This is a genomic window from Candidatus Xianfuyuplasma coldseepsis (assembly GCF_014023125.1).
GTDB classification, from domain to species: domain Bacteria; phylum Bacillota_I; class Bacilli_A; order Izemoplasmatales; family Izemoplasmataceae; genus Xianfuyuplasma; species Xianfuyuplasma coldseepsis.
In genome coordinates, this window is record NZ_CP048914.1 from 1,392,313 (window position 1) to 1,416,278 (window position 23,966).

A 23,966-nucleotide genomic window follows, 5' to 3' on the forward strand; every position below is an offset into this window, starting at 1 on the left:
TGATTAATCATGATTTTAAGTATTGTTGTATTTTTAGTTAGTTTAAGTTTGGTTATTATTCTCCATGAGCTTGGACATTTTGTCATGGCCCGTCGTGCTGGGATTTTATGTCATGAATTTGCGCTTGGTATGGGACCGGTCTTGTGGCAAACAAAAAAGGGAGAAACTGTCTATTCGATTCGGGCGATTCCGATTGGTGGATTTGTCATGATGGCGGGAGAAGAAGTTGATGAAGAATTTGTCAAGGTCGGGCAACGTGTTCGCTTGGCATTTGATGATACTGGTAAAGTATCGAAAATCCATCTTCTTGTCGATCAAGAGAATCTGGAGCAATATGAGTTGGTAACCGTTGAAAAAGTGGATTTAAAAGGAAACGATATGGCACCGCTGTATCTGAATGAATATGAAGTGAATCGCGATGCGTTTTTAGTGATGAAAAATCGCGAACTGCAGATTGCACCACATGAACGCGGTTTTGGTGGTAAAACCAAGGCCCAACGTTTTTGGGCAATTTTTGGTGGACCGTTAATGAACTTCTTATTGGCGATTGTCGTCTTCTTTATCGTCAATCTGATCGTTGGTTTCCCGAACACAGATTCCGCGGAAATCGGCATCATCGGTGATAATTATCCAGCGGACGGAATCTTTGAAATTGGTGATGATATCATCTCTGTTGAGGGTGTCGCTGTTGATAGCTGGAATAAAATGAGTGACGTCTTAAACGATTCGATGTCCGACCGTGATTTGGAGTTTGTTGTCAACCGTGATGGCAGCGTCATGACATTGCACGTGACACCAACCTTGTATTTCTATAGCGTTGGATTCCGTAGTGGTGAGGATAGTGGTGACAGTCTTGTAATTGGTGAAGTTGCGGAAGATACGAAAGCTGAATCCGCTGGGTTTGAACAAGGCGATACAATCGTATCAATTGATGGTATTGCAATGACTACATGGGACGACGTGATTAATGCAATCACGACCATTGGTAATTTACCATATGAAGAAGGACGCCAAGTTACCTTTGTTGTTGATCGCAATGGTACTCAAGAAACCTTAACAATTATTGAACCCTATTCCGCAGCATTTTTAGAAACACAGGGGATTGATATCGTTGAGAGTCGGATTGGAATTAGTCCTGTATACGAATTTAGCCTGTTAAAAAGCATTCCAACTAGTCTACAAGATGTCGGGCGCAGTAGTATGATTATTTTTACAACCATCGGCCTTTTGTTTGACAGTGATGATGCAGGCGCAGGAATTGGTGTCGATAGTTTAGCTGGACCACTTGGTATCTATGAGATAACGTCTGCGGCATTAAGTCAAGGATTCATTTCGTTGTTGAGTTGGATTGGACTCTTAAGCGTTAACTTGGGGATTGTCAATTTACTGCCGATTCCAGCACTTGACGGAGGTCGTTTAGTGTTCTTAGGCTATGAAGCAGTGACTGGACGTAAACCAAATACAAAAGTAGAAAATACGTTGCATTATGTGATGTATATTGCACTAATGGGATTGTTTGTGTTTATCACATTTAATGATTTATTGCGATTATTGAATTTGAAATAGAGGTGACGACTATGAAACAAAGTTTGTTGTTTGTACCAACATTAAAAGAAGCACCGAAAGACGCGGAAGTGCGAAGTCATAAATTGATGAGTCGTGCTGGACTGGTGAAACAAGTTGCTGCAGGAATCTACAGTTACTTACCACTAGGGTATCGTGTTATTAAGAAGATTGAGAATATCATTCGTGAAGAATTGGATAAAATCGGTTCTAGTGAATTATTGATGCCTGCCTTGCAACCGCGGGATTTGTGGGAAGAAAGTGGACGTTGGGACAAATATGGACCGGAATTAATGCGACTTACTGACCGTAAGGATCGCGAGTTTTGTTTGGGTCCAACGCATGAGGAAATCATTACGCAAGTGGTACGTGATTATTTGAACAGTTATAAAAAATTACCATTAGCCCTCTATCAAATTCAAACCAAGTTTCGCGATGAAATGCGGCCGCGATTTGGTTTAATGCGAGGACGAGAATTTATTATGAAAGATGCCTATAGTTTCCATGAAACCGAAGCCGAACTCGATGAGTGGTATAAAAAATTTGCCCAGGCATATACGACAATCTTTGCACGTTGTGGACTCGCAACCCGAATCGTGAGTAGCGACGTTGGCCAAATCGGTGGGAATGAAGCCGATGAATTCATGGTGATGAGTGAAGTTGGCGAAGATACCATTACCTACTGCATGAGTTGTAGCTATGCGGCGAATCAAGAACATAGTGGATTGGAAGAAGGGGACAAATGTCCAGTCTGTGGTGGAACGATTAAAACCGCTAAAGGAATTGAAGTTGGAAACATCTTTAAACTTGGTACGAAGTATTCGGAGAGTATGAATGCGAAAGTGATCAACAAAGATGGACAACAAGTTCCTGTAGTGATGGGATGTTATGGAATTGGAATCAGTCGGACACTAATGGCAAGTGTCGAGCAACACTCCAGCGATGATGGCATTGTTTGGCCCGATGAAATTGCACCATTCAAAGTTCACCTAATTCCGATCAACTACGATAATGATGTCCAAAAAGAGGTGACTGATACCCTGTATCAAGAACTTATAGAAAGTGGAATTGAAGTGTTACTTGATGATCGCAAAGAACGAGCTGGTGTCAAGTTTAAAGATGCTGATCTTATTGGATTACCATTCCGTGTCATTATTGGTAAGGATGCAAGTGATGGCAAGGTGGAATTTGTGGACCGTAAACAAGGTGAGAAAACCGTCCTTCCAGTAGCAGAAGTTATCAATAATATATAATATAGAAATTAGAGGAGGTAACTCCTCTTTTGTTGAATGTTAAATATGGTCAAATTTGTTGACATTGATTTTGGCTTTTGATATACTTGTCCCAGTGAAATAAAAGACCACTGTTTTCCTACGAAAATGGTGCCCTCTTTTTTTTACTGCAAAAGAGTTGAGAATATCGCTTTTGAACAGGGAATTAAAGTCGCTGTTTACCGCCATATAGACGCTTTTACGAACATTTTACGAAAAGTTCAAAAAAAGTGTTGACATTGGCCTTGATATTTACTATACTCTTTATTGCGGGTCCATGAAAAAGGGACCCAGTTATTATGAAAAAACACACAAAAAAAGTTGTTAAAAGTGTTGACAAGATATCCTATGTATAGTAGAATATTTAACGCACGCACAATTATTTGTGTGCTGAATTTAGGTCTTTGAAAACTGAATAGAACAAGTCAATTTGAGTTTAGGAAAGTACTTATAATTTTAATATTATATTAAACAATTCATATAATTTATGGAGAGTTTGATCCTGGCTCAGGATAAACGCTGGCGGCATGCCTAATACATGCAAGTCGAACGCTCTCGATCTTCGGATCAATGAGAGAGTGGCGAACGGGTGAGTAACACGTAAGAAACCTGCCCCAAAGTTGAGGATAACCATTGGAAACGATGGCTAATACTGAATAGGATATTCTACCGCATGGTTAAATATTTAAAGGTGCGTTTGCACCGCTATGGGATGGTCTTGCGCTGCATTAGCTAGTTGGTAAGGTAACGGCTTACCAAGGCGACGATGCATAGCTGGTCTGAGAGGATGAACAGCCACACTGGGACTGAGACACGGCCCAGACTCCTACGGGAGGCAGCAGTAGGGAATTTTCGGCAATGGGCGAAAGCCTGACCGAGCAATGCCGCGTGAACGATGAAGGCCTTCGGGTCGTAAAGTTCTGTTATTAGGGAAGAACACTTAGGATAGGAAATGATCTTAAGCTGACGGTACCTAATCAGAAAGCTCCGGCTAACTACGTGCCAGCAGCCGCGGTAATACGTAGGGAGCGAGCGTTATCCGGAATTATTGGGCGTAAAGCGTGCGTAGGCGGTTTGTTAAGTCAAATCTGAAAGCCCCCGGCTTAACCGGGGAGGGTGATTTGAAACTGGCAGACTTGAGTACGGCAGAGGTTAGTGGAATTCAATGTGTAGCGGTGGAATGCGTAGATATATTGAGGAACACCAGTGGCGAAGGCGGCTAACTGGACCGGAACTGACGCTGAGGCACGAAAGCGTGGGGAGCAAACAGGATTAGATACCCTGGTAGTCCACGCCGTAAACGATGAGAACTAAGTGTTGGGGTTACCCAGTGCTGAAGCTAACGCATTAAGTTCTCCGCCTGGGGAGTACGACCGCAAGGTTGAAACTCAAAGGAATTGACGGGTCTCCGCACAAGCGGTGGAGCATGTTGTTTAATTCGAAGATACGCGAAGAACCTTACCAGGTCTTGACATCTCGATGATCGCTGTAGAGATACAGTTTTCCCTCGGGACATCGATGACAGGTGGTGCATGGTTGTCGTCAGCTCGTGTCGTGAGATGTTGGGTTAAGTCCCGCAACGAGCGCAACCCCTATTGATAGTTGCTAACATTAAGTTGAGGACTCTATCGAGACTGCCAGTGATAAACTGGAGGAAGGTGGGGATGACGTCAAATCATCATGCCCCTTATGACCTGGGCTACAAACGTGCTACAATGGCCGGTACAACGAGTTGCCAACCCGCGAGGGGGAGCTAACCTTTTAAAACCGGTCTCAGTTCGGATTGAAGTCTGCAACTCGACTTCATGAAGTTGGAATCGCTAGTAATCGTGGGTCAGCATACCACGGTGAATACGTTCTCGGAGATTGTACACACCGCCCGTCATACCATGAGAGTTTGTAACACCCGAAGTGTGTGGCCTAACCTTTATTGGAGGGAGCACCCTAAGGTGGGACAAATGATTGGGGTAAAGTCGTAACAAGGTATCCCTACGGGAACGTGGGGATGGATCACCTCCTTTCTAGGGAGAAAGACTAAAACAAAACATCATTACCCTAAACAACAAGTTGATACGTTCTATTTGGTTTTGAGAGACCTAAAATCTCTCTGTAGTAGTAAAGAAGGTCTTTGAAAAGTGAATAATACTGTATAAAGTTAAGAAATTAAGAGCATAAGGTGAATGCCTTGGCAATTGGAGCCGATGAAGGACGCGACGAACAGCGATATGCTTTGGGGAGCCGTAAGTAGGCAGCGATCCAGAGATTTCCGAATGGGGAAACCCACTAGTTGGAAGAACTAGTAACCGAATTTATTCGGTGGGGATACGCAGGGAACTGAAACATCTTAGTACCTGTAGGAACAGAAAGTAAATAACGATTCTCTTAGTAGCGGCGAGCGAACGGGGACCAGCCCTGTCTGACATTAGAGTTACAAAATCTCATGATAGTTGAATTGTGTGGGAAAGCAAACCATAGAAGGTGATAGTCCTGTAAACGAAATTGTGAGATCTCTGTCAGCGAAGAGTACGGCGAGACACGTGAAATCTTGTCGGAAGATGCGAGGACCATCTCGTAAGGCTAAATACTACCAATTGACCGATAGTGAACCAGTACTGTGAAGGAAAGGTGAAAAGAACCGCGGGAGCGGAGTGAAAAGATCCTGAAACCTTATGCTTACAAAAAGTCAGAGCCCGTTAATGGGTGATGGCGTGCCTTTTGTAGAATGAACCGGCGAGTTATATTAACATGCGAGGTTAAGCTTTGAGGAGCGGAGCCGTAGCGAAAGCGAGTCTTAACCGGCGCTTTAGTATGTTGATATAGACCCGAAACTGGGTGAGCTAACCATGAGCAGGTTGAAGTTGGGGTAAAACCCAATGGAGGACCGAACCAGGGTATGTTGAAAAATGCTTGGATGACTTGTGGTTAGAGGTGAAATTCCAATCGAACCCAGAGATAGCTGGTTCTCACCGAAATAGCTTTAGGGCTAGCGTTGTGGTTAAGTGGTATGAAGGTAGAGCACTGAATGGTTGATGGTCCCATCTCGGGATACTGATATCAATCAAACTCCGAATGTCATACTAACATACACAGCAGTTAGACTACGGGTGATAAGGTCCGTGGTCAAAAGGGAAACAGCCCAGACCGCCAGTTAAGGTCCCTAAATCCATGTTAAGTGGGAAAGGATGTGGAGTTGTTTAGACAACTAGGAGGTTGGCTTAGAAGCAGCCATCCTTTAAAGAGTGCGTAATAGCTCACTAGTCGAATGATTCTGCGCCGAAGATGTACCGGGGCTAAACATGGTACCGAAACTGCGGATAGATCTAGTATCTATGGTAGGTGAGCGTTCTAACAGCGGAGAAGCATGATCGTAAGGACATGTGGAGCGGTTAGAAGTGAGAATGCCGGTGTGAGTAATGAAAAGTGGGGTGAGAATCCCCACCGTCAAAAGTCTAAGGTTTCCAGAGGAAGGTTCGTCCGCTCTGGGTTAGTCTGGACCTAAGGTGAGGCTGAAGAGCGTAGCCGATGGACAACAGGTTGATATTCCTGTACCACCTTATGAACTGATGGAGTGACGGAGAAAGATAACATGAGCATCTAAGTGGATTGGTGTTTAAGCGTTTAGGTTGTGTTGTAGGTAAATCCGCAACACATTAAGACTGAGGCGTGACGACGTAAGTCATGTGAATCTATGCTTCCAAGAAAAACTTCTAGGGTTAATTTGTAAGGTGCCAGTACCGCAAACCGACACAGGTAGACGAGGAGAGAATCTAAAGACGCGCGAGATAACTCTTGTTAAGGAACTCGGCAAAATGACCCCGTAACTTCGGGATAAGGGGAGCTCCCCGCGTGGGAGCCGCAGAGAATAGGCCCAAGCGACTGTTTATCAAAAACACAGCTCTCTGCTAAATCGTAAGATGATGTATAGGGGGTGACGCCTGCCCAGTGCTGGAAGGTTAAAAGGAGTACTTAGCTTCGGCGAAGGTACGAATTGAAGCCCCAGTGAACGGCGGCCGTAACTATAACGGTCCTAAGGTAGCGAAATTCCTTGTCAGGTAAGTTCTGACCCGCACGAAAGGCGTAACGATTTGGGCACTGTCTCAACAAGAGACTCGATGAAATCTTAGTACCTGTGAAGATGCAGGTTACCCGCGACAGGACGGAAAGACCCCGTGGAGCTTTACTGTAGCTTGATATTGATAATTGGTATATGTTGTATAGGATAGGTGGGAGACTTTGAAGTCGGGACGCTAGTCTCGGTGGAGTCACCCTTGGAATACCACCCTTCGTATACTGATTATCTAACCCGCCGGCGTGTAGCCGGGGGGACAGTGTCTGGCAGACAGTTTGACTGGGGCGGTCGCCTCCCAAAGAGTAACGGAGGCGCACAAAGGTTCCCTCAGAATGGTTGGAAATCATTCGAAGAGCGTAAAGGTAGAAGGGAGCTTGACTGCAAGACGTACATGTCGAGCAGGTACGAAAGTAGGTCTTAGTGAACTGCCAATTCTGTATGGAAAGGTTGGCAATCAACGGATAAAAGTTACCCCGGGGATAACAGGCTGATTCCTCCCAAGAGTCCACATCGACGGAGGAGTTTGGCACCTCGATGTCGGCTCATCACATCCTGGAGCAGGAGCATGTTCCAAGGGTTGGGCTGTTCGCCCATTAAAGTGGTACGCGAGCTGGGTTCAGAACGTCGTGAGACAGTTCGGTCCCTATCCGTCGTGGGCGTTGGGAATTTGAGAGGAGCTGTCCTTAGTACGAGAGGACCGGGATGGACACACCTCTGGTGTACCAGTTAGGCTGCCAGGCCTACAGCTGGGTAGCTAAGTGTGGACGGGATAAACGCTGAAAGCATCTAAGCGTGAAGCCCCCCTCAAGATGAGATTCCCCATTCAATTAGAAGTAAGATCCCTTGTAGACTACGAGGTTGATAGGACAGGTGTGGAAGTGCGGTGACGTATGAAGCTGACTGTTACTAATAGATCGAGGACTTAACTTTATTAAATACGGTATTATTCAGTTTTGAGAGACAAAGTCTGGTGGCGATGGCAAAGAGGATACACCTGTTCCCATCCCGAACACAGAAGTTAAGCTCTTTAGCGCCGATGGTAGTACATTGTGCAAGAGTAGGACGCCGCCAGGCTTGTTTCTTTATTATTACAACTTACAATTGATGTCTGCAACAACCTAAAATGCCTAATTAGCTCAGTTGGTTAGAGCACATGACTGTTAATCATGGGGTCCTAGGTTCGAGTCCTAGATTGGGCGCCATTTTTTTTGGCCCGTTGGAGAAGCGGTTTAACTCACATGCCTTTCACGCATGCATTCACGGGTTCGAATCCCGTACGGGTCACCAGATGGACCTTGAGTACTTATCGGAAGATAAGTATTTTTTTTATTTGTGAAAGGCTTCGCTTGTTTAGAAAATAAGGTATATCAATTCCTTAATTATAATAAATTTAATAAACTAGTAGTACAAGGAGGTAATACCATGAAAAAACTATTATTACTTAGTACAATTGGATTATTTGTATTTGGACTCAGTGCCTGCACAAATGATGATCCAGATCGTACAAATGACCCAACAGATGATGAACTAACCGAATATACCTTAACGGAACTGGCGATGTACGATGGCCAAGACGGAATGGATGCGTATATTGCGGTGGATGGATATGTCTATGATGTCACCGATGATCCCAACTGGGAAGGTGGAAGCCATAACGGTTTTATGGCTGGACAAGATTGGACTGAAGAAATCGGCAGTGCATCACCCCATGGAAGTAGCGTGTTAAGTGGAGTACCGAAAATCGGAATCATTGTTGAAGAAGATGATACGACTACCGAAACGATGTACTTTACGATTACAGAACTTTCAATGTATGACGGCCAAAACGGAAATGATGCTTATATCGCATTTGAAGGAAAAGTATATGACGTCACCGATAACTCAAACTGGAGCGGTGGAAGTCATGCTGGAATTGATGCGGGTCAAGATATTACTGCTGAAATCGCAGGTTCACCACACGGCGATAGTGTTGTTGCTGGTTTAACAGAAATTGGTGAATTGGTTGTGGACAAAACCGGAGATGCTCCATATGATCCATATCTATATTTAACTCTAACCGATCTTGCCATGTATGATGGAACTGGTGATATGGATGCCTATGTTGCCGTCAGTGATGTGGTTTACGATGTAACCAACTCAGCGGCTTGGACGGATGGAACTCATAACGGCAACAGTGCCGGATTGGATCTAACCGATGAAATATTATCTGCACCACATGGAGAAAGTGTCCTTGATGGACTTACTATTGTTGGGGAAATTGTAGCTGAATAAAAAAAGTGCTTGCGAGCACTTTTTTTTAGTTTTACACAAAAACTATTTTATGTCAAAATAAATTATGATATGATAAATATAGAAAGAGGTGTAAACAATGGGGTTTAAAGAACAATTTGAAAAAGAACGAAGTGAGTTACAAAACGTAAAACGTCCGTACGAAACGGCGGCATTTTTAATTTTTGCAGTGATGTTTATCCAACAAATTGGATATTGGGTCTTACGCACGTTGGAACAACTAAAAGACATCAAAGATGCAGCAGGAGCTTGGAACCCATCTTTTAGTACCAATTTACCTACTACACCAGCATTTGTTACGCGTATTATAAATATAGATGCAACAAAATGGTTGTGGGTCATTGTTGGATTCCTAGCCTTAGCACTATGGTACTTCTTGATTTATCTATTTGTATGGCGTTATTGTCAAAATCACGGCTATGCAAAATGGACATGGACTGTATTAATCGTATTCTTACCAACGACATTATTCTTAGTTCCAGTCTATGTGTGGTATGCGATTTATGTATTCCGTCCTTACATTATGCGATTCCTGAAAAGAGCGGTGGTCGAATTCAAGGAATTTAATCCGAACCATCAGTTTACAGAAGAAGTTGAGGAAGTAGAACCACCAAAACAACCAATGCAAGAAGAATCGGAATAAAAAAATGAGGAATTTTCCTCATTTTTTTTAACTAAATTTATCATAGAATATATGGGACTCATCCAAATCTTTATCAGTTAGCACGTCAATACAAGCATCAATCATTCCTGGTGAACCACACAAATAGGCTTCCTGATTGGATAAGTCATTGTAGTATTTCGCAACGACTTCAGTGATTAGTCCTTTTTCTCCATCCCATGTCTCGTCATCATCGGCGTGACTTAAGGCGGGGATGTATTCAAAGTTTGGGAACTCCTGTTCTAAAGCCTTGAACTCATCGGTCATATAGAGATCATCTTGGGTTCTTGCACCAAAGAAGTAACGAACTTTTCGGGGCATATTCTGATCCTTCAAGACTTGTAAGATGGAACGAATTGGAGCTTTTCCACTACCACCAGCAATACAGATAATATCACGTGAGGAATCTTCTTGTAAGAAGAAATCTCCATACGGACCTGTAATAGTAATATCATCATTGTTCTCGAGTGCTTTGTGAACAAAGGTTGTTGCTTTTCCTTTGGGTACTAAGCGGATGATAAATTCGATGATGTTGTTATGTTTTGGATTTGAAGCTATTGAATACGCTCGTTCAATTTCCATTCCTGGCACACGTATCTGGGCGTATTGTCCTGGCTTAAAATCCATGGTTCTTGGTTCGATTAGTTCCAAACGAACTAGTTTTATGTCATAGGTTAAATCTTCAATCGCAGTCACTTTGGCACTATATTCTTGCGCATTTAACAGTTCGCGCATAACTTCGATTTTCATGCTACTGCGTACTTTTGTTTGGCATGCGAGACGAACATTATTTTCCTGTTCTTCAGGTGAGAGAAGTGGTGCTTCGACAGGAGACATTTCAGGTCCGCCATCAATCAGTTTAAATTTACATGCACCACATGTGGCTTTTCCACCACAAGCAGAAGGTAGAAAGATTTTTTCGTTATTTAAGGTATTGAGTAAAGTGTCTGCGGCATTGACGTGGATAACTTGTTCATCATTGATCGTAACAGTATGATCGGCATCATTACCAATCAATGTATCAATCACAAGCAACAAAACGGTAATGAGAAGAAGGACACCAATAATGATTATGGGAACAAAGAAATTCATAGGGTTACCTCCTTATACACTGGCGATACCCGTAAATCCAATAAAGGCTAAGGCAAGGATTCCAAGAATGATAAAGGTCATTCCTTTACCCATAAGGCCTTTGGGGACATTACTTTGGGTCGCCATTTTTTCTCTTATTGCTGCGAGTAATACAATTGCAAATAGCCATCCTACGGAGGAACCTAGACTAAATGAAACGGTCTCGGCAAAGGTGTATTCCCGGGTGACAAAGAATAAACTGACAGCGAGAACGACACAGTTTACCGTAATCAGTGGTAAGTAGATTCCAAATGAGTTGTAGAGTCTTGGGATAAATTTCTCCAAGAACATTTCTAAGAATTGTACCGTTGCCGCAATGGTGATGATGAATACCAGTAAAGATAGTTGCGTCGCATCGGCACTTTTTAGAATCATATAAATCGGATAATTGATAATCGAGGTTAATGTTACGACAAAGATGACGGCTAATCCCATACCTTTGGCGTTTTTGACATTGGTTGATATCGCTATTAAAGGACACATACCAAGGATGTAGATCAACGCAATGTTGTGATTCAAAATGGATGCAAAAAAGATTTCAATAATATTGTTCATTGTGTGTCTCCTTTCCTAGGTTGTCACCTCATAATTTTTGGTTAGTTCACGGATGAGCCAAATGAATAGTCCGAGAACGAAGAATCCACCTGGAGCCATCGCCATCGATACCCAGTTAACCCAGTTGTCACCGACAACTTGGAAGTTTAGAATCGTTCCAAAGGCGAGTAATTCACGAATGATAGATACGGCAATCAGAACATAAGTGTATCCAAGTCCACTAGCCAGTCCATCAACAATCGAGTATTTAATCGGATTTTTCGAGGCGAATGCTTCACTTCGACCCATGACGATACAATTGGTGATAATCAGTCCAACGTAAGCACCGAGTTGGGATGCGATCGAAGGATAAAATGCTTCTAAAAACATTTGGACAGCTATAACGTAAGAGGAGATAATCACCATATAGGTTACCATTCGTACTTTATTTGGGATAAAGGAACGAATCGCACTGACGGTAAGACTGGAGGCGATGATAACAAATGTAACACCCAGTCCCATGGCAATCGCATTTTCAACGCGATTGGTAACTGCAAGGGCACTACATATTCCGAGTACAGCGATGGCAATCGGATTATCTGCAGCTAGTCCACGTTTAAAGATATTATATGATTTTGTGTATTTATATCGTTGTTTCATAGCTATCACCTACTCCTGATTCGCTTGCCATACAGCAAGGTACTCGCGATAATTTTCATTTAATACTATTTCAAATAAGTCACTGGTTCTCGTAGCTCCTGTAATCGAATCGACTTGAGAATTTGTTAGAGGCTGTGTTGTTTTCACAATGCTGATTTCCATTTCTTTTTCAACAAACATATCCAAGTATTCTCGCGATCCGACGACACCTCCAAGCCCCGGTGTTTCTTCTTGTGCTAAAACACTAATATGGGCTATGGTTTCAAAGTCGCTTTCAAGCGTTAGGATTCCTGTGATTGGACCCCATAAACCACTACCTTCGAAGTAAAAACTAATACGACCGGTATCGGTGTCGGTATAAAATGTATACTCGTTAATTTCTTCAATCGTAACATGTTCGGTGAAGGTTTCATTGATACTGGATGGGGAGTAAGAGATTTCAAATCCATCTAAGATGGCAGCTTCTTTTAAGGCCTCTTCGTTTTCAATGATGCGCTCTTCGGTTATTAGGTCCATACCGAGTAATATGACCGATGTGAACACACCGAGTATCAAGATGAAGAGAATCGTTTTTACTTGTTCACTCATACGGATTTCTCCTTTGTGAAGAGACTATCCAACATCGGTGAAATCGCACTCATGATGATGACGGCAAAGATGACACCTTCAGGAAACGCCGCAAACATCCGGATGATGATGGTGATGATTGCTAAACCAAGCCCGTATAATAGTTTCGCCCATGTGTTTTTTGGAGCGACAGTCTCATCGGTGATAAGAAAGACTGAGGCGAATAGTACGGTTCCAGTAATGAGTGAATAGAAGGGATCAAATGGACCAGCAAAGACATTCATAATCACTTGTACAACTACTATGGAAATTAAAAAACTGAGGGTAATCTTATAGTCGATGGTTCGTAATAACATTAACAAAACACCGAGAACCATAATCGCTAAGCGAACGGTTTCCCCGATTGCACCCGCACTAAAACCAAGTAGAAGTTCATTCACGGACAGGGGAAATGGGTTGAAGGGTAAACTGCTTACTGCAGTATAGGTTTGAATTTGTCCCGTTGAGGGATGAAGCCACATCGTGTTAAGTTCTGCGGGAAAGGTGATGATCAAAAACAAAACACCTACCGCAGCGGGAGGGAAGATATAGGCACCTTCGCCACCAAATAAACTCTTTCCAAAGAATGTACCAAAAACACTCCCAACAACAGCCATCCATAGAGGAATGGTTGGAGGTAATAGTAAAACATAAATGAGTGGAGTGATGATGATGCTTAACGTGAGGGGTAATTTGCGTGTTTTAAAGAATCCAAATTCAACGAGAATGGATGATACAATCGATACCAAGGCAATCAGCCATACCGTACCACCAAAGATGATACTTGCGTATCCTAAGACGATTAGTAAAGCCAATAACATAAATACTTGTTGCCGAAGACGAGGTTGCCTTCGAAGTTCCGAAATCAAGTTCATTGGGGACCTCCTGATCATTATAGTTATTCATAAATATTATAAACTGAAAAGCAAAAAATGTTAAGTAAAGTGGTTACCTTTCTAAATAAAAAACAGTACTACAAATAGTACTATTCTTTCACGGCAATCGCATCGATTTCCACCAAAACGTCCAGTGGTAATCGGGCTACTTCCACAGCAAAACGAGCAGGTTTATGATCGCCAAATATTTCTGCGTAAATGGCATTCATATCACCGAACATGCTGAGGTCTTTTAAAAACACACCGCACTTAACAATGTTCTCTTTTTGGAATCCTGCTTCCTTCACAATTGCCAGGACATTCATCAAGCTTTGTCTTGTTTGTGATTGAATATCATCTCCTGCTGGTGTCATGGTTTCAGGAACATACGGTATTTGACCTGACACATATAATGTATCATTTGCGACAATTCCTTGACTATAGGGACCAACTGCTTTGGGGGCATGTTTTGTTTCAATGATTTTCATTTGTTCACTCTCCTTACTATTCTAGTATACCGTGTATTCGTAGTTTTGAATAGAAATTAATTTGAAAAAGGATATGGCCTGGCGTATAATAAAAGTAGATAAAAGAGGAGGAATGATGAATGGAAGTATTAACTGGAAACGTCAATGAAGAGCGTCATGTACCATGGGTACAAGAACTAGAAACAGGATATCGGGTAACGGTTGGTAAGCCATCACTACATCCAATGGATGATATTCATTACATTGAATATGTCGAACTCTATGTCGATGGTGAAATGGTTGGAAAACATGAGTTTCAACCAGGAGATAAACCAGAAGCAGAATTTGAAGTTGACAAAGGAAAACAAGTGTTTGCCCGTGAATTCTGTAATCTACATGGTTTATGGCAAGGAGAGTTGGAATAAGAAGAGAACTGAGTCTCAGTTCTTTTTTATTGACCACAAAACAATCAAAATTGTAATTACAATAATTATACAAAACACTGATTGACATCCCCATTCTAGTGTGGTAGTATGCTTATAGAATACCTTTAAGGTAGTCCAGAGAGACTAGTAAGGAATTCATAAAATAGGACGGGTATGTCCTCTATATTATGAAGAACACTTTCTATGTCTTTCGACTTAGAATTTTTTTATACCAAAAAAACGAAAAGGAGAAAGAAAGTGGAAAAAACAAACAATTTAATCGTAGGGATTCAAGAACGTCCTAGTAGTATAGGACAATGGGTAGTACTTAGTTTACAACATGTATTTGCAATGTTTGGTGCAACTGTATTAGTACCATTATTAACCGGTTTAGATGTTGGGGTTGCGTTAGTAGCAAGTGGACTTGGTACACTGATTTACATCGTATCAACAAAAGGAAAAGCACCGGTTTATTTAGGAAGTAGTTTTGCATATATTGCTGCGATTATCGCCAGTGTTTTAAATAGTGCTAATGCACTGAACGTTACAGTTAATGGTGAAGTGCATACGTTCTCAACGATATGGGGAGATGCTGATGCAGGAGTGTATGGTGTTATGGATGCTGTAAATGATGGCTTGTTTACATTTAAAGATGTCTACAGTAGCGCATTTATAGGCTTGATTATCGTAGGGTTAATCTACGTTGTTGTAGCGTTAATCATCAAATTCGTTGGTAGCGAATGGCTTAAAAAGCTGTTACCTCCAGTTGTTATCGGACCAATGATTATTATAATCGGGTTAGGATTGGCACCTGTTGCAATAAGTAGTGCTGGATTAGGAGGAGGAGCAGGATGGCAAATACCCCTTGTTGCCTTTGTAACTTTTGCCACTGTTGTCGCAATTAGCCTCTTAGGAAAAGGATTTGTAAAAATTGTTCCATTCATTATTGCAGTATTAGTAGGTTACCTTTTTGCAGCCGCACTAGGTCTTGTTGATTTTGATACCTTTGCCAATTATCGATTCTTCCAAGCACCAAACTTTTCAATCGTAGGTACTTATGCAGTAAATTGGTCTTCGGTATTAATGTTTGCACCAATTGCCTTTGTAACAATTGCGGAACACATTGGTGATCATACAGTTTTAGGAGAAATTTGTGAAAAAGACTTTATCACGGATCCAGGATTAGATAAAACCTTAATGGGGGATGGTATTGCAACTGCAATCAGTGGAGCACTTGGTGGTCCAGCCAATACGACATATGGTGAAAATACTGGAGTTGTTGCGATGACAAAAGTTGGAAGCGTATATGTAACTGGTCTTGCTGCATTGTTTGCGATCTCACTAGGATTCTTTGGTTATATTCAGGCTTTCATAAACAGTATTCCATGGGCCGTAATTGGTGGAATGACAATCGTATTATATGGATTGATTGCTGGAAATGGAGTAAAAGTTCTTGTTAAATCTCAGGTCAATCTAGGAAACATGAAAAACTTAATTATTGTTGCGACAATGTTGGTTATTGGACTAGGTGGAGCAAGCCTTCCACTAAATGATGCAGTAAGTTTAACTGGTATGAGTTTAGCAGCTCTTGTTGGTATCGGATTGAATGCATTACTTAACTTCTTTGAATCAAAAGGATTACTTAATCAATAGTTTAAAAAGCCACTGCGGTGGCTTTTTTTATTCGTATATCAGTTGAAAACAATATTAATACAAGAGTATACTAAAGTTAGAAGAATATATAAAGGAGATAGAGAAATGTTTGGATTATTTAAACGTCGTAAGAAAAAGCATGTCAAACAACCAGAAGAACCTGTAAAAAAAGAGCGTAAAGTAGAAGATGTACCACGCCCATTTGAAGAAGCCGTTGATGCTGCTGAAGAAGAAGTAAATAGACTAGAAAAAGGAATAGCCGAAGCCCTTTCAGAAGAGGTCGAACCAACGACAGAAGAACCCAAAAAAGAACGTAAAATGTCATATCACATTACAAAGCATCCAAAGGGTGGATGGCAGTTGAAAAAGGGGAAAGCCGATCGTGCATTAAAACGCTTTGATACTCAAAAAGAAGCGATTGATTATGCGGAACAACTGGAAAAAGAACGAGGCATTAGCTTTGTAATTCACAAGGCGGACGGGTCCGTACGTAGGAAAAAATACTAAAACAAAAACCTAGATACTAGGTTTTTTGTTATAATAGGTGTGGTGATACTATGAAAATTTCCTATAGACAAGGATACCTAAAACAACCAACTTATGATGATTTAATGTATACAAAACGATTATGGGAAGATGAGGAGACCATGGCATTTAATAAAAAGTGGGGTGGAACCATCGTATTTCCGAAAGAGGAGTGGATGTCTTTTTATGAGCGATACTGTATAGATGATCCCCATTATGTCTATTATCACATTTACAATAATAATCATGAGTTTATCGGTGAAGTATCCTCCCGCTCAAGTGACTTGATTACGCATCACTTAAATATCAAAGTACTTGCTAGTATGCGTGGTCATCAACACGGATATCATGCATTAAATGCCTATCTAGAATATTTGTTTAACACGCCGCATGCAACAATCGTAGTCGATGATGTTGCTAGTGATAATCAGGGGGCAATTCACCTGCTTAAAAAATGCGGATTTATCATCGAAAAAGAGAATTCAGAGATTGTCTATATGCGACTTGATAAACATCAGTTTGACGGCCACAATAAATGAAATTATTGATTTATATCACTTGCATCTAAGAAACGAATTTGGTATTATGGAAAACGACAAAAAAAGTATTGATTTGCACTACTATGTATGATATAATTTTTTTGCTGCTCGAATTCGTGGTCCAGTAGTGTAGTGGTTAACATGTCGGTCTGTCACACCGAAGATCGCGGGTTCAAGTCCCGTCTGGACCGCCATCAAATGCGCCCATAGCTCAATTGGATAGAGTGCTTGACTACGGATCAAGAGGTTAGGGGTTCGACTCCTCTTGGGCGCGCCACTTTTCGGGATGTAGCTTAGCTTGGTAGAGCGCTTGGTTTGGGACCAAGAGGTCGAAGGTTCAAATCCTTTCATCCCGACCATGAAAAGTACAAAATGATGAGAAATCATCATTTTTTTATTACTTATTTTTTGTTATAATATAGAACACGGGATGTAGTTCAGCTTGGTAGAACGCTTGCTTCGGGAGTAAGAGGTCGCAGGTTCAAATCCTGTCATCCCGACCAAAACAATAAAACGACGAATGCATTCGTCGTTATTTTCATATATAATGAAAGAGAGGAGTTGATGTTATGGATCGAATCAAATGGTTACTTGAAGGGGATGTAAGTATCCAATATCAAGTTCATCGTGATCTGTTAGACGATGACAACGAAAGCCTGAGAAATCGCATAACGTATGAAGGTTGGGGAAAACAACTACTTGATTTACAACAAGATAACGGGCACTGGGGTGGAGGATATTATCACTATAAATGGATAAGCACCCATTATACATTGATGGAATTGCGACGACTTAATATCAAACCAAATCCATCCATATTGCGAATATGTAATATCATTGCAGATGATTATAAAACCAATGACGGAGGAATTACACCCAATCCCCAACATTGGGAATTTAGTGATGTCTGCATCAATGGGATGAGTTTATACTTTATGTGTTATTTTGGGATTGCCGAGGAGAAACTAAAGTCCGTCATTGATTTTATCATTTCCCAACAATTGCCAGACGGCGGGTTTAACTGTAACTATAATTATGAGAAATACGGGGCACGACATAGTTCTCTGCATTCAACGGTATCCATGGTAGAAGGATTTAATTCGTTTCTTCAAAATGGGTATAACTACAAGAAAGATGACGTTATCCGGATGCGAGAAGAAGCCATCGAGTTTATGTTGATGCATCGTTTGTTTAAATCCGATCATACAGGTGAAGTTATCAAAAAGCAATTTACGATGCTATCGTATCCACCACGATGGAAGTATGACATCCTACGAGCTCTTGATGCGATGCGTGAAGCAGGTATCACCTACGATGAACGAATGGCCGATGCGTTTGTAATATTAGAGAAGAAGCAGCGAAAGGATGGAACGTGGCCACTGCAGAATAAACATTCTGGTAAAGTTCATTTCGATATGGAAAAGCCAGGGTCGTCGAGTCGCTGGAATACGTTACGAGTCCTTCGGGTATACAAACATTTTCTTCCCCATAAAACCATATAAAAACGACGATTACTCGTCGTTTTTTAGTGCTCTTTGTGCGGTTTTATATATAAACTTTTTCGCATATTTTGGAATCTTGAGTTGATCAATATCGTCTACCTTTTCATCAAGTGGTTTATCCCAAGATAACCATCCTCGACTTTCTTGTGGTTTTACGATATCAATATAACCAATCTCATTTTTCTCTTCGGTATCCAGTGCCGATAAATCGATACTATTCATAATCTCTTCAGTGAAGGAAAATGGATTTGATAGGATTGTGTTGTCACTTGTGATTGTCATATCAAGTGGTGTGTCCATATCATAAGGTACCTGTATACGTAATGTATTGTTGTACGAATCTTTGGTTGTTTCATAGGCTGAATCTGTTGCAACAGTACTCTTTATATCCACAGATCGAAATAGGAGATTGAATGTTCTGTTTTTTGATAGTTTTGGGGTTGTTTGAACCATAAGGGTCATACTGGTTTCTGTGCATGTCAGTGTGAATGAGGTTTTATATACAACACCATCTTGATCTTCAATTAAGGTAAACACATTATTGTTTCCTGGGAAGAGATGGATGTCTAAAGACGCTGGCAAGTCGTCCAATCCATTTTCATGATTGGATGCAAATGGGATGATTGCTCCTTCTTTGGCAAAGACGTTGATATCACGCATGCAACCGTAGAATGTATAGGTTCCTGGATTTGTGATGTATTCCCCACTGAAGAAGTGGAACCATCCTCCGTCTTTGAACCATACCTGTTCCTTTGCCATACGTAATTTCTTGATTGTTTTACTGGTGAATGGGCGAACCATTAGTTCAGTACCAAAGAAATACTGATTGGTATATTTATAGGCTTTTTTCTCATTAGGCCATTGATAATATAAAGGTCGAATGAGTGGTAACTCTCCATCTGCATGAAGATGATTAAAGGTGTGAAGATAGGGAATCATTTGATGGCGTAATTGCATAAAGTGCTTCACCGTTGTTTCGACTTCTTGATTATAGCGCCATGGTTCACGGCGACTATAATAGGATTTGGTTGAGTGAAGCCGCATCACGGGACTAAAGACTCCTAGTTGAACCCATCTGGTGTAGAGTTCTTCATCATGGGTTCCACCTTGGTGGCCACCGATATCATGGCTCCACCATCCATACCCTACATTTGATGCAGTGGCAGTGAAGTAGGGTTGAAAGTCAAGGGATTCCCAAGTGGTAAAGGTGTCGCCACTAAATCCGATTGGATAGCGGTGACTACCGAGTTTACTCCATCTGGAGAAGATAAAATAGTGGTCCTTACCTCGATTTAACCCATCGATAAAATGATAGTGATTTAAGGCGAATAGAGGATCGAGGTTTTTCATTTTTGACTGAGTTCCTTGTTGCCAATCTATCCACCAGAAATCGACACCTTGATCTTCAAACACATGATGAATGTCTTTAAAGTATGCTTCGATAAACAAAGGGTTTGTTAAGTCGAAATCAATGATTTGTTTATCTTTTGGATCAATTCCCATCCGTTTACAAACCGCTTCATAGCAATCATCAAAGGGACGAATGCCATCGGCAGGATGGAGGTTCATTGAGATTTTAAGACCTTTTTCATGGAGCCAATCCATAAAGGCTTGTGGGTTAGGGAATAAGTCTTTATTCCATGTGTAACCAGTCCACCCTCCACGTAATTCTTGAGGGACATTGGTAATGTGCCAATCCATATCAATAATGGCAACACTTAAGGGAATATTACGTTGTTGGAAATTATTGATTACCGCTTTATAGGTTTCATCGGTATAATTCCAATACCGACTCCACCAGTTCCCAAATACATACTTGGGAATCAAAGGCGTTTTGCCGCTGACTAAATAAAAATCTTTGATTGCCTGTTCATAGTCATGTCCATAACCAAATACATACAAATCGATTTCATTATTATTGACACCGACAATCTCACCTTGTTCAAAGACGACACTACTAGAATCATCGTATATCGTGATGCCACGTTTTGACAGAAGACCAGGTTCTAGATCAATTGCTCCGTTTGCCATATCAAGTGTACGATGAGTCCCATTCAAGTTCTTTGAATCACTATCGGGATAGGTTATAGTTGTCTTCCCATCAATTGACGTAATCGTTAAACCATCTAGTTGATCCTTCGACTCATCTAAAGCAATAACCCAGTTCTTTGTAGTGATTGTATGAACACTATCATTTGATGAGACCTCAAATGGTACGGTGATGTTTCGGTGCCATACGGTTTGTGTGGGGCGGTCTTCAAATTGCTTGCTTGGATCATATTCAATCCGAAATAATTGATTCGTAAAGATTGTAATCCGATACGAAGAAAACTGTACATATGCGGTTTTCTCAGCTTGTGAATGTGCGGTGAACTGAAGATTTGATGTGATATAGGATTTCATTGATTTTTCCGTCCTTATGGATTGTATTTAGTATCTATAGTATATCATAAAAATAATATTCACTAACATTGAAACGGTTCCATCTTTTTCCACAAATGACTGGGAAAAACACTTGCCTTTTAACCCTAAAGATACTATAATATTTAACGGACACTTTTGGTCCCGTAGCCAAGTGGCTAAGGCAATGGACTGCAACTCCGTGATCACCGGTTCAAATCCGGTCGGGACCTCCATATTTGATATACATAGACACTTTAATAAGTGTCTTCTTTTTTATATAAGAAAACATGGTATAATATACATATCTTATGAAACTAAGAGGTGGACAAATGATGATTTTTGATATCTTGTTGGCGATACTGTATATATTGTTTGTTATTCTAGTTATTGCTTTGGTTTTAGTCTTGGCAATTCCTGCTGCTATTTTGTACGTGATATACTGGCTGCTGTTTGTCAAATTGTTCCGAATCAAACGAAAAACAAAGTCGAAGAAACGTATTAGTAGAAATTATGGAGACAAGTATGCGAATATCGGAAAACAGTACTCGTCCAAATATAAAAATAAAAAAGTAAAGGCGAAAGATATTCAAGATATCGTTCATAAAGCCTTACAGGCAAAGAAAGATGGAACAATTGATTCTGATGGGTTTGAGAAAGAAATCAACGATTTTGTCAACAAAGTCACACCCTCAGACAATGAAGATAAAGAACAATAAAATAGAAAACCAAACGATTTAAGCGTGTGCTTAGATCGTTTTTTTGATATAATGTGATAAAGACGAATGATATTGTATAAAGAGGTGACTTCATGAGTAAGTTAGATAAATTATTTCTCTATTCATTGATCGGTGGTGTAGTGTTCTCGCTGGTCATTCTGTTGATGCCGACATCGATTTATGATTTTTATCCGAATCCGGAAATCTATGATTATGGATTTAACTATTATCTATGGAAATTCCGGGCGATTGATCAATCAATGGTTGCACGAGTTACCGCATGGGTATTGTTCTTTGCACACTTTGGATCCGTAGTATATCTACTAAATCAACTAAAAAAACATCAGGCAGAGAAACAAGATGGATATACCAAATACAATGTCTATTTGCTTGTAACCAATGCCTTGTTCATTGTTTTGCATTACATTCATACATGGCTGTGGTATGATGCCTTAGCCCAAGATACTCCTGTATGGAGTTCGCAAGGTAGTGTCATTGTGATGTTGGTGTTAATTTTAATCATTGAGAACCGCAGAAGAGGATTGTTCTTCGGTAAGAAAATGCCTTTTCCCAAAGAATCAACACGGGCGGTAATGAAATATCATGGTATTTACATTGCCCTCGCAACCATCTTTACTTTCTGGTATCATCCGATGGAGAATACATCGTGGCACATTGTTGGATTCTTCTATATGTACTTATTGTTCATTCAAATGTCCTTTGCCCGAACAAAACTGCATCAAAATAAATACTTTAATGTAACGCTTGAAGTGATGGTGCTATTCCATGGAACCGCCGTGGCATTGTATTCGGGAAATGCGCCGTGGGCAATGTTCCTGTTTGGCTTCGCCACAATCTTCTTTATCACGCAAATCTATGGCTTAGGACTTAACAAGACAACAATTCATATCATGCAAGGATTGTTTGTATTGATTGCTTTAGCTACATATTCTGGATTGTTTAATGACCGTGCATTCTATGAAATCAATGAAGTCGTTCGTATTCCCTTTATTGAATATGGCCTTGTGTTTGTCTTTGTCTACATGATTTATGGTTGGATCAAATTACCAGTGAAACCCTGGGTGAAGAACACCATTGGCGGAGTCTTGATTGCTACTCTTGGATTCTTCACAATCCTCACAGTCTACACGATGAGTAGTTACTATGCCGAACCAGAGATGTATGATGCGATTGTTGATATCGAAGGGTTAACCCGAAGTGAAACATCGAAATCCATCGTGTATGAAACAGAATCCTATGATACGAATATTATTCTTATTCCAGGTGGAAAAGTCGATACAGGAGCCTATGAGTATTTGGCGTACTTGATTGCTCAAGAAGGGTATAAAGTAACGATTGTGAAGAACCCATTCAACCTTGCGATACTACTTCCATATCGCGCCAATCAGTTTTATGAAGCGGATAAAAACAATGTAATTATGGGTCACAGTTTGGGTGGCGTTGTTGCGTCAATGAACGCCAGTCGATTGGACTATGACATGTTAGTTATTATGGGGTCGTATCCGATTAGTGATGTAGGGGATACGGTGACATTATTACTTGTTGGAAGTGAAGAAAATCTATTGGATAATGAGGCGTATTATGAAAATCGGAATACACTTGCGAACTACACGGAACATATAATCCCGGGTGGTAATCATGCATACTTTGGATATTATGGGGAACAAAAAGGGGACAATCCTGCGATGGTTACCAATCAAGAAAACCAGGAGTATGTTGCTGGATATATCGTCACATCGATTGAAAACGAAGTGGAATAGAATATAAGTAGGAAGCTAAAAAGAGGACTCGTGTTCCTCTTTTCTTGTTGGATAGAAAACACTTACATCCAAAGTTGTATTGACATTTGATACAAACATCGTGTAAGATTTGACTATCATAAAAATTTAGAGGCAGCGATGCAAATGAGTATGGTGTGGAGTCGGTAGACTGCGAAACACCTGAAAGGTAACCATCGCCGAATATCTCAAGAAGACATTCTTGATGATATGGGGTCATGAGAAATACTCATGACACTCCTACAATTGTGTAGTGGCGCTAAATGAACAATTTGCTT

The 23,966-nt window shown here is 40.9% G+C and carries 18 protein-coding genes, 7 tRNA genes and 3 rRNA genes; 21 read left to right on the forward strand and 7 right to left on the reverse strand.

Going from position 1 to position 23,966, the window contains the following annotated elements; all coding sequences use genetic code 11:
* Positions 1-9: 9 nt before the first annotated feature.
* The 9 genes from rseP (at position 10) to G4Z02_RS06730 (ending at position 9,835) form a co-directional block, all read left to right on the forward strand.
* Positions 10-1,566, forward strand: coding sequence for an RIP metalloprotease RseP (rseP, locus tag G4Z02_RS06690; protein ID WP_258877247.1), 1,557 nt, complete (start codon positions 10-12; stop codon positions 1,564-1,566).
* 11 nt (positions 1,567-1,577) lie between these two features.
* On the forward strand, positions 1,578-2,816 hold the full coding sequence (gene proS, locus G4Z02_RS06695) for a proline--tRNA ligase (RefSeq protein WP_309544569.1): 1,239 nt from the start codon (positions 1,578-1,580) through the stop codon (positions 2,814-2,816).
* A gap of 502 nt (positions 2,817-3,318) precedes the next feature.
* A 16S ribosomal RNA gene (locus tag G4Z02_RS06700) occupies positions 3,319-4,855 on the forward strand.
* 132 nt (positions 4,856-4,987) lie between these two features.
* Positions 4,988-7,833, forward strand: a 23S ribosomal RNA gene (locus G4Z02_RS06705).
* Between the two features lie 36 nt (positions 7,834-7,869).
* Positions 7,870-7,977 (forward strand): 5S ribosomal RNA (gene rrf / locus G4Z02_RS06710).
* Together the 16S, 23S and 5S rRNA genes with 2 tRNA genes alongside form the textbook arrangement of a ribosomal RNA operon.
* 51 nt (positions 7,978-8,028) lie before the next feature.
* Positions 8,029-8,105: transfer RNA gene (locus G4Z02_RS06715), tRNA-Asn, on the forward strand.
* 8 nt (positions 8,106-8,113) lie between these two features.
* Positions 8,114-8,190: transfer RNA gene (locus G4Z02_RS06720), tRNA-Glu, on the forward strand.
* A gap of 135 nt (positions 8,191-8,325) precedes the next feature.
* Entirely contained in the window at positions 8,326-9,174 is an 849-nt protein-coding gene (locus G4Z02_RS06725; RefSeq protein WP_258877248.1) for a cytochrome b5 domain-containing protein, read from the forward strand.
* A gap of 97 nt (positions 9,175-9,271) precedes the next feature.
* The gene (locus G4Z02_RS06730; RefSeq protein ID WP_258877249.1) at positions 9,272-9,835 is read left to right on the forward strand and encodes a hypothetical protein; all 564 of its coding nucleotides are present in this window, start codon (positions 9,272-9,274) and stop codon (positions 9,833-9,835) included.
* Between the two features lie 27 nt (positions 9,836-9,862).
* On the opposite strand, the gene G4Z02_RS06735 is transcribed toward G4Z02_RS06730, so the two are convergent.
* From G4Z02_RS06735 to G4Z02_RS06760, 6 genes are all read right to left on the reverse strand, one after another.
* The gene (locus G4Z02_RS06735; RefSeq protein ID WP_258877250.1) at positions 9,863-10,945 is read right to left on the reverse strand and encodes an NADH:ubiquinone reductase (Na(+)-transporting) subunit F; all 1,083 of its coding nucleotides are present in this window, start codon (positions 10,943-10,945) and stop codon (positions 9,863-9,865) included.
* Positions 10,946-10,957: 12 nt separating this feature from the next.
* A complete protein-coding gene (locus tag G4Z02_RS06740) occupies positions 10,958-11,539 on the reverse strand; it encodes an Rnf-Nqr domain containing protein (protein ID WP_258877251.1) in 582 nt (193 codons plus the stop codon).
* Positions 11,540-11,554: 15 nt separating this feature from the next.
* Positions 11,555-12,178, reverse strand: a complete 624-nt coding sequence (gene rsxE / locus G4Z02_RS06745; RefSeq protein ID WP_258877252.1) for an electron transport complex subunit RsxE — start codon at positions 12,176-12,178, stop codon at positions 11,555-11,557.
* Positions 12,179-12,187: 9 nt separating this feature from the next.
* On the reverse strand, positions 12,188-12,766 hold the full coding sequence (locus tag G4Z02_RS06750; protein ID WP_258877253.1) for an FMN-binding protein: 579 nt from the start codon (positions 12,764-12,766) through the stop codon (positions 12,188-12,190).
* Positions 12,763-13,659, reverse strand: coding sequence for an RnfABCDGE type electron transport complex subunit D (locus G4Z02_RS06755; protein ID WP_258877254.1), 897 nt, complete (start codon positions 13,657-13,659; stop codon positions 12,763-12,765). The genes G4Z02_RS06750 and G4Z02_RS06755 overlap by 4 nt, the downstream gene beginning before the upstream one ends.
* A gap of 110 nt (positions 13,660-13,769) precedes the next feature.
* Positions 13,770-14,147, reverse strand: coding sequence for a RidA family protein (locus G4Z02_RS06760; protein ID WP_258877255.1), 378 nt, complete (start codon positions 14,145-14,147; stop codon positions 13,770-13,772).
* Positions 14,148-14,266: 119 nt separating this feature from the next.
* Here G4Z02_RS06760 and G4Z02_RS06765 point away from each other — a divergent pair, with 119 nt between their 5' ends.
* The 9 genes from G4Z02_RS06765 (at position 14,267) to G4Z02_RS06805 (ending at position 18,770) form a co-directional block, all read left to right on the forward strand.
* On the forward strand, positions 14,267-14,551 hold the full coding sequence (locus G4Z02_RS06765) for a desulfoferrodoxin family protein (protein ID WP_258877256.1): 285 nt from the start codon (positions 14,267-14,269) through the stop codon (positions 14,549-14,551).
* 204 nt (positions 14,552-14,755) lie between these two features.
* A complete protein-coding gene (locus tag G4Z02_RS06770) occupies positions 14,756-16,204 on the forward strand; it encodes a uracil-xanthine permease family protein (protein WP_258877257.1) in 1,449 nt (482 codons plus the stop codon).
* A gap of 105 nt (positions 16,205-16,309) precedes the next feature.
* The gene (locus tag G4Z02_RS06775; RefSeq protein WP_258877258.1) at positions 16,310-16,711 is read left to right on the forward strand and encodes a DUF2188 domain-containing protein; all 402 of its coding nucleotides are present in this window, start codon (positions 16,310-16,312) and stop codon (positions 16,709-16,711) included.
* 50 nt (positions 16,712-16,761) lie between these two features.
* On the forward strand, positions 16,762-17,268 hold the full coding sequence (locus G4Z02_RS06780; protein WP_258877259.1) for a GNAT family N-acetyltransferase: 507 nt from the start codon (positions 16,762-16,764) through the stop codon (positions 17,266-17,268).
* 118 nt (positions 17,269-17,386) lie between these two features.
* A tRNA-Asp gene (locus tag G4Z02_RS06785) sits at positions 17,387-17,462 on the forward strand.
* A 6-nt stretch (positions 17,463-17,468) separates the two neighbouring features.
* A tRNA-Arg gene (locus tag G4Z02_RS06790) sits at positions 17,469-17,545 on the forward strand.
* A 5-nt stretch (positions 17,546-17,550) separates the two neighbouring features.
* Positions 17,551-17,627 (forward strand) — tRNA-Pro (locus G4Z02_RS06795).
* Positions 17,628-17,694: 67 nt separating this feature from the next.
* A tRNA-Pro gene (locus G4Z02_RS06800) sits at positions 17,695-17,771 on the forward strand.
* A gap of 66 nt (positions 17,772-17,837) precedes the next feature.
* Positions 17,838-18,770 (forward strand): prenyltransferase/squalene oxidase repeat-containing protein, encoded by a 933-nt coding sequence (locus G4Z02_RS06805; protein WP_258877260.1) that lies wholly within the window; start codon positions 17,838-17,840, stop codon positions 18,768-18,770.
* Positions 18,771-18,779: 9 nt separating this feature from the next.
* Here the strand turns inward: G4Z02_RS06805 and G4Z02_RS06810 are convergent, their stop codons facing one another.
* Complete coding sequence (locus G4Z02_RS06810; RefSeq protein WP_258877261.1) at positions 18,780-21,173, reverse strand: glycoside hydrolase family 31 protein; 2,394 nt, start codon at positions 21,171-21,173, stop codon at positions 18,780-18,782.
* Positions 21,174-21,331: 158 nt separating this feature from the next.
* Here G4Z02_RS06810 and G4Z02_RS06815 point away from each other — a divergent pair.
* The 3 genes from G4Z02_RS06815 to G4Z02_RS06825 all read left to right on the forward strand — a co-directional run bounded on the left by G4Z02_RS06815 (position 21,332) and on the right by G4Z02_RS06825 (position 23,670).
* A tRNA-Cys gene (locus G4Z02_RS06815) sits at positions 21,332-21,406 on the forward strand.
* Positions 21,407-21,502: 96 nt separating this feature from the next.
* Entirely contained in the window at positions 21,503-21,889 is a 387-nt protein-coding gene (locus G4Z02_RS06820; RefSeq protein WP_258877262.1) for a hypothetical protein, read from the forward strand.
* Between the two features lie 92 nt (positions 21,890-21,981).
* Positions 21,982-23,670, forward strand: coding sequence for an alpha/beta hydrolase (locus G4Z02_RS06825; protein ID WP_258877263.1), 1,689 nt, complete (start codon positions 21,982-21,984; stop codon positions 23,668-23,670).
* Positions 23,671-23,966: the final 296 nt, after the last annotated feature.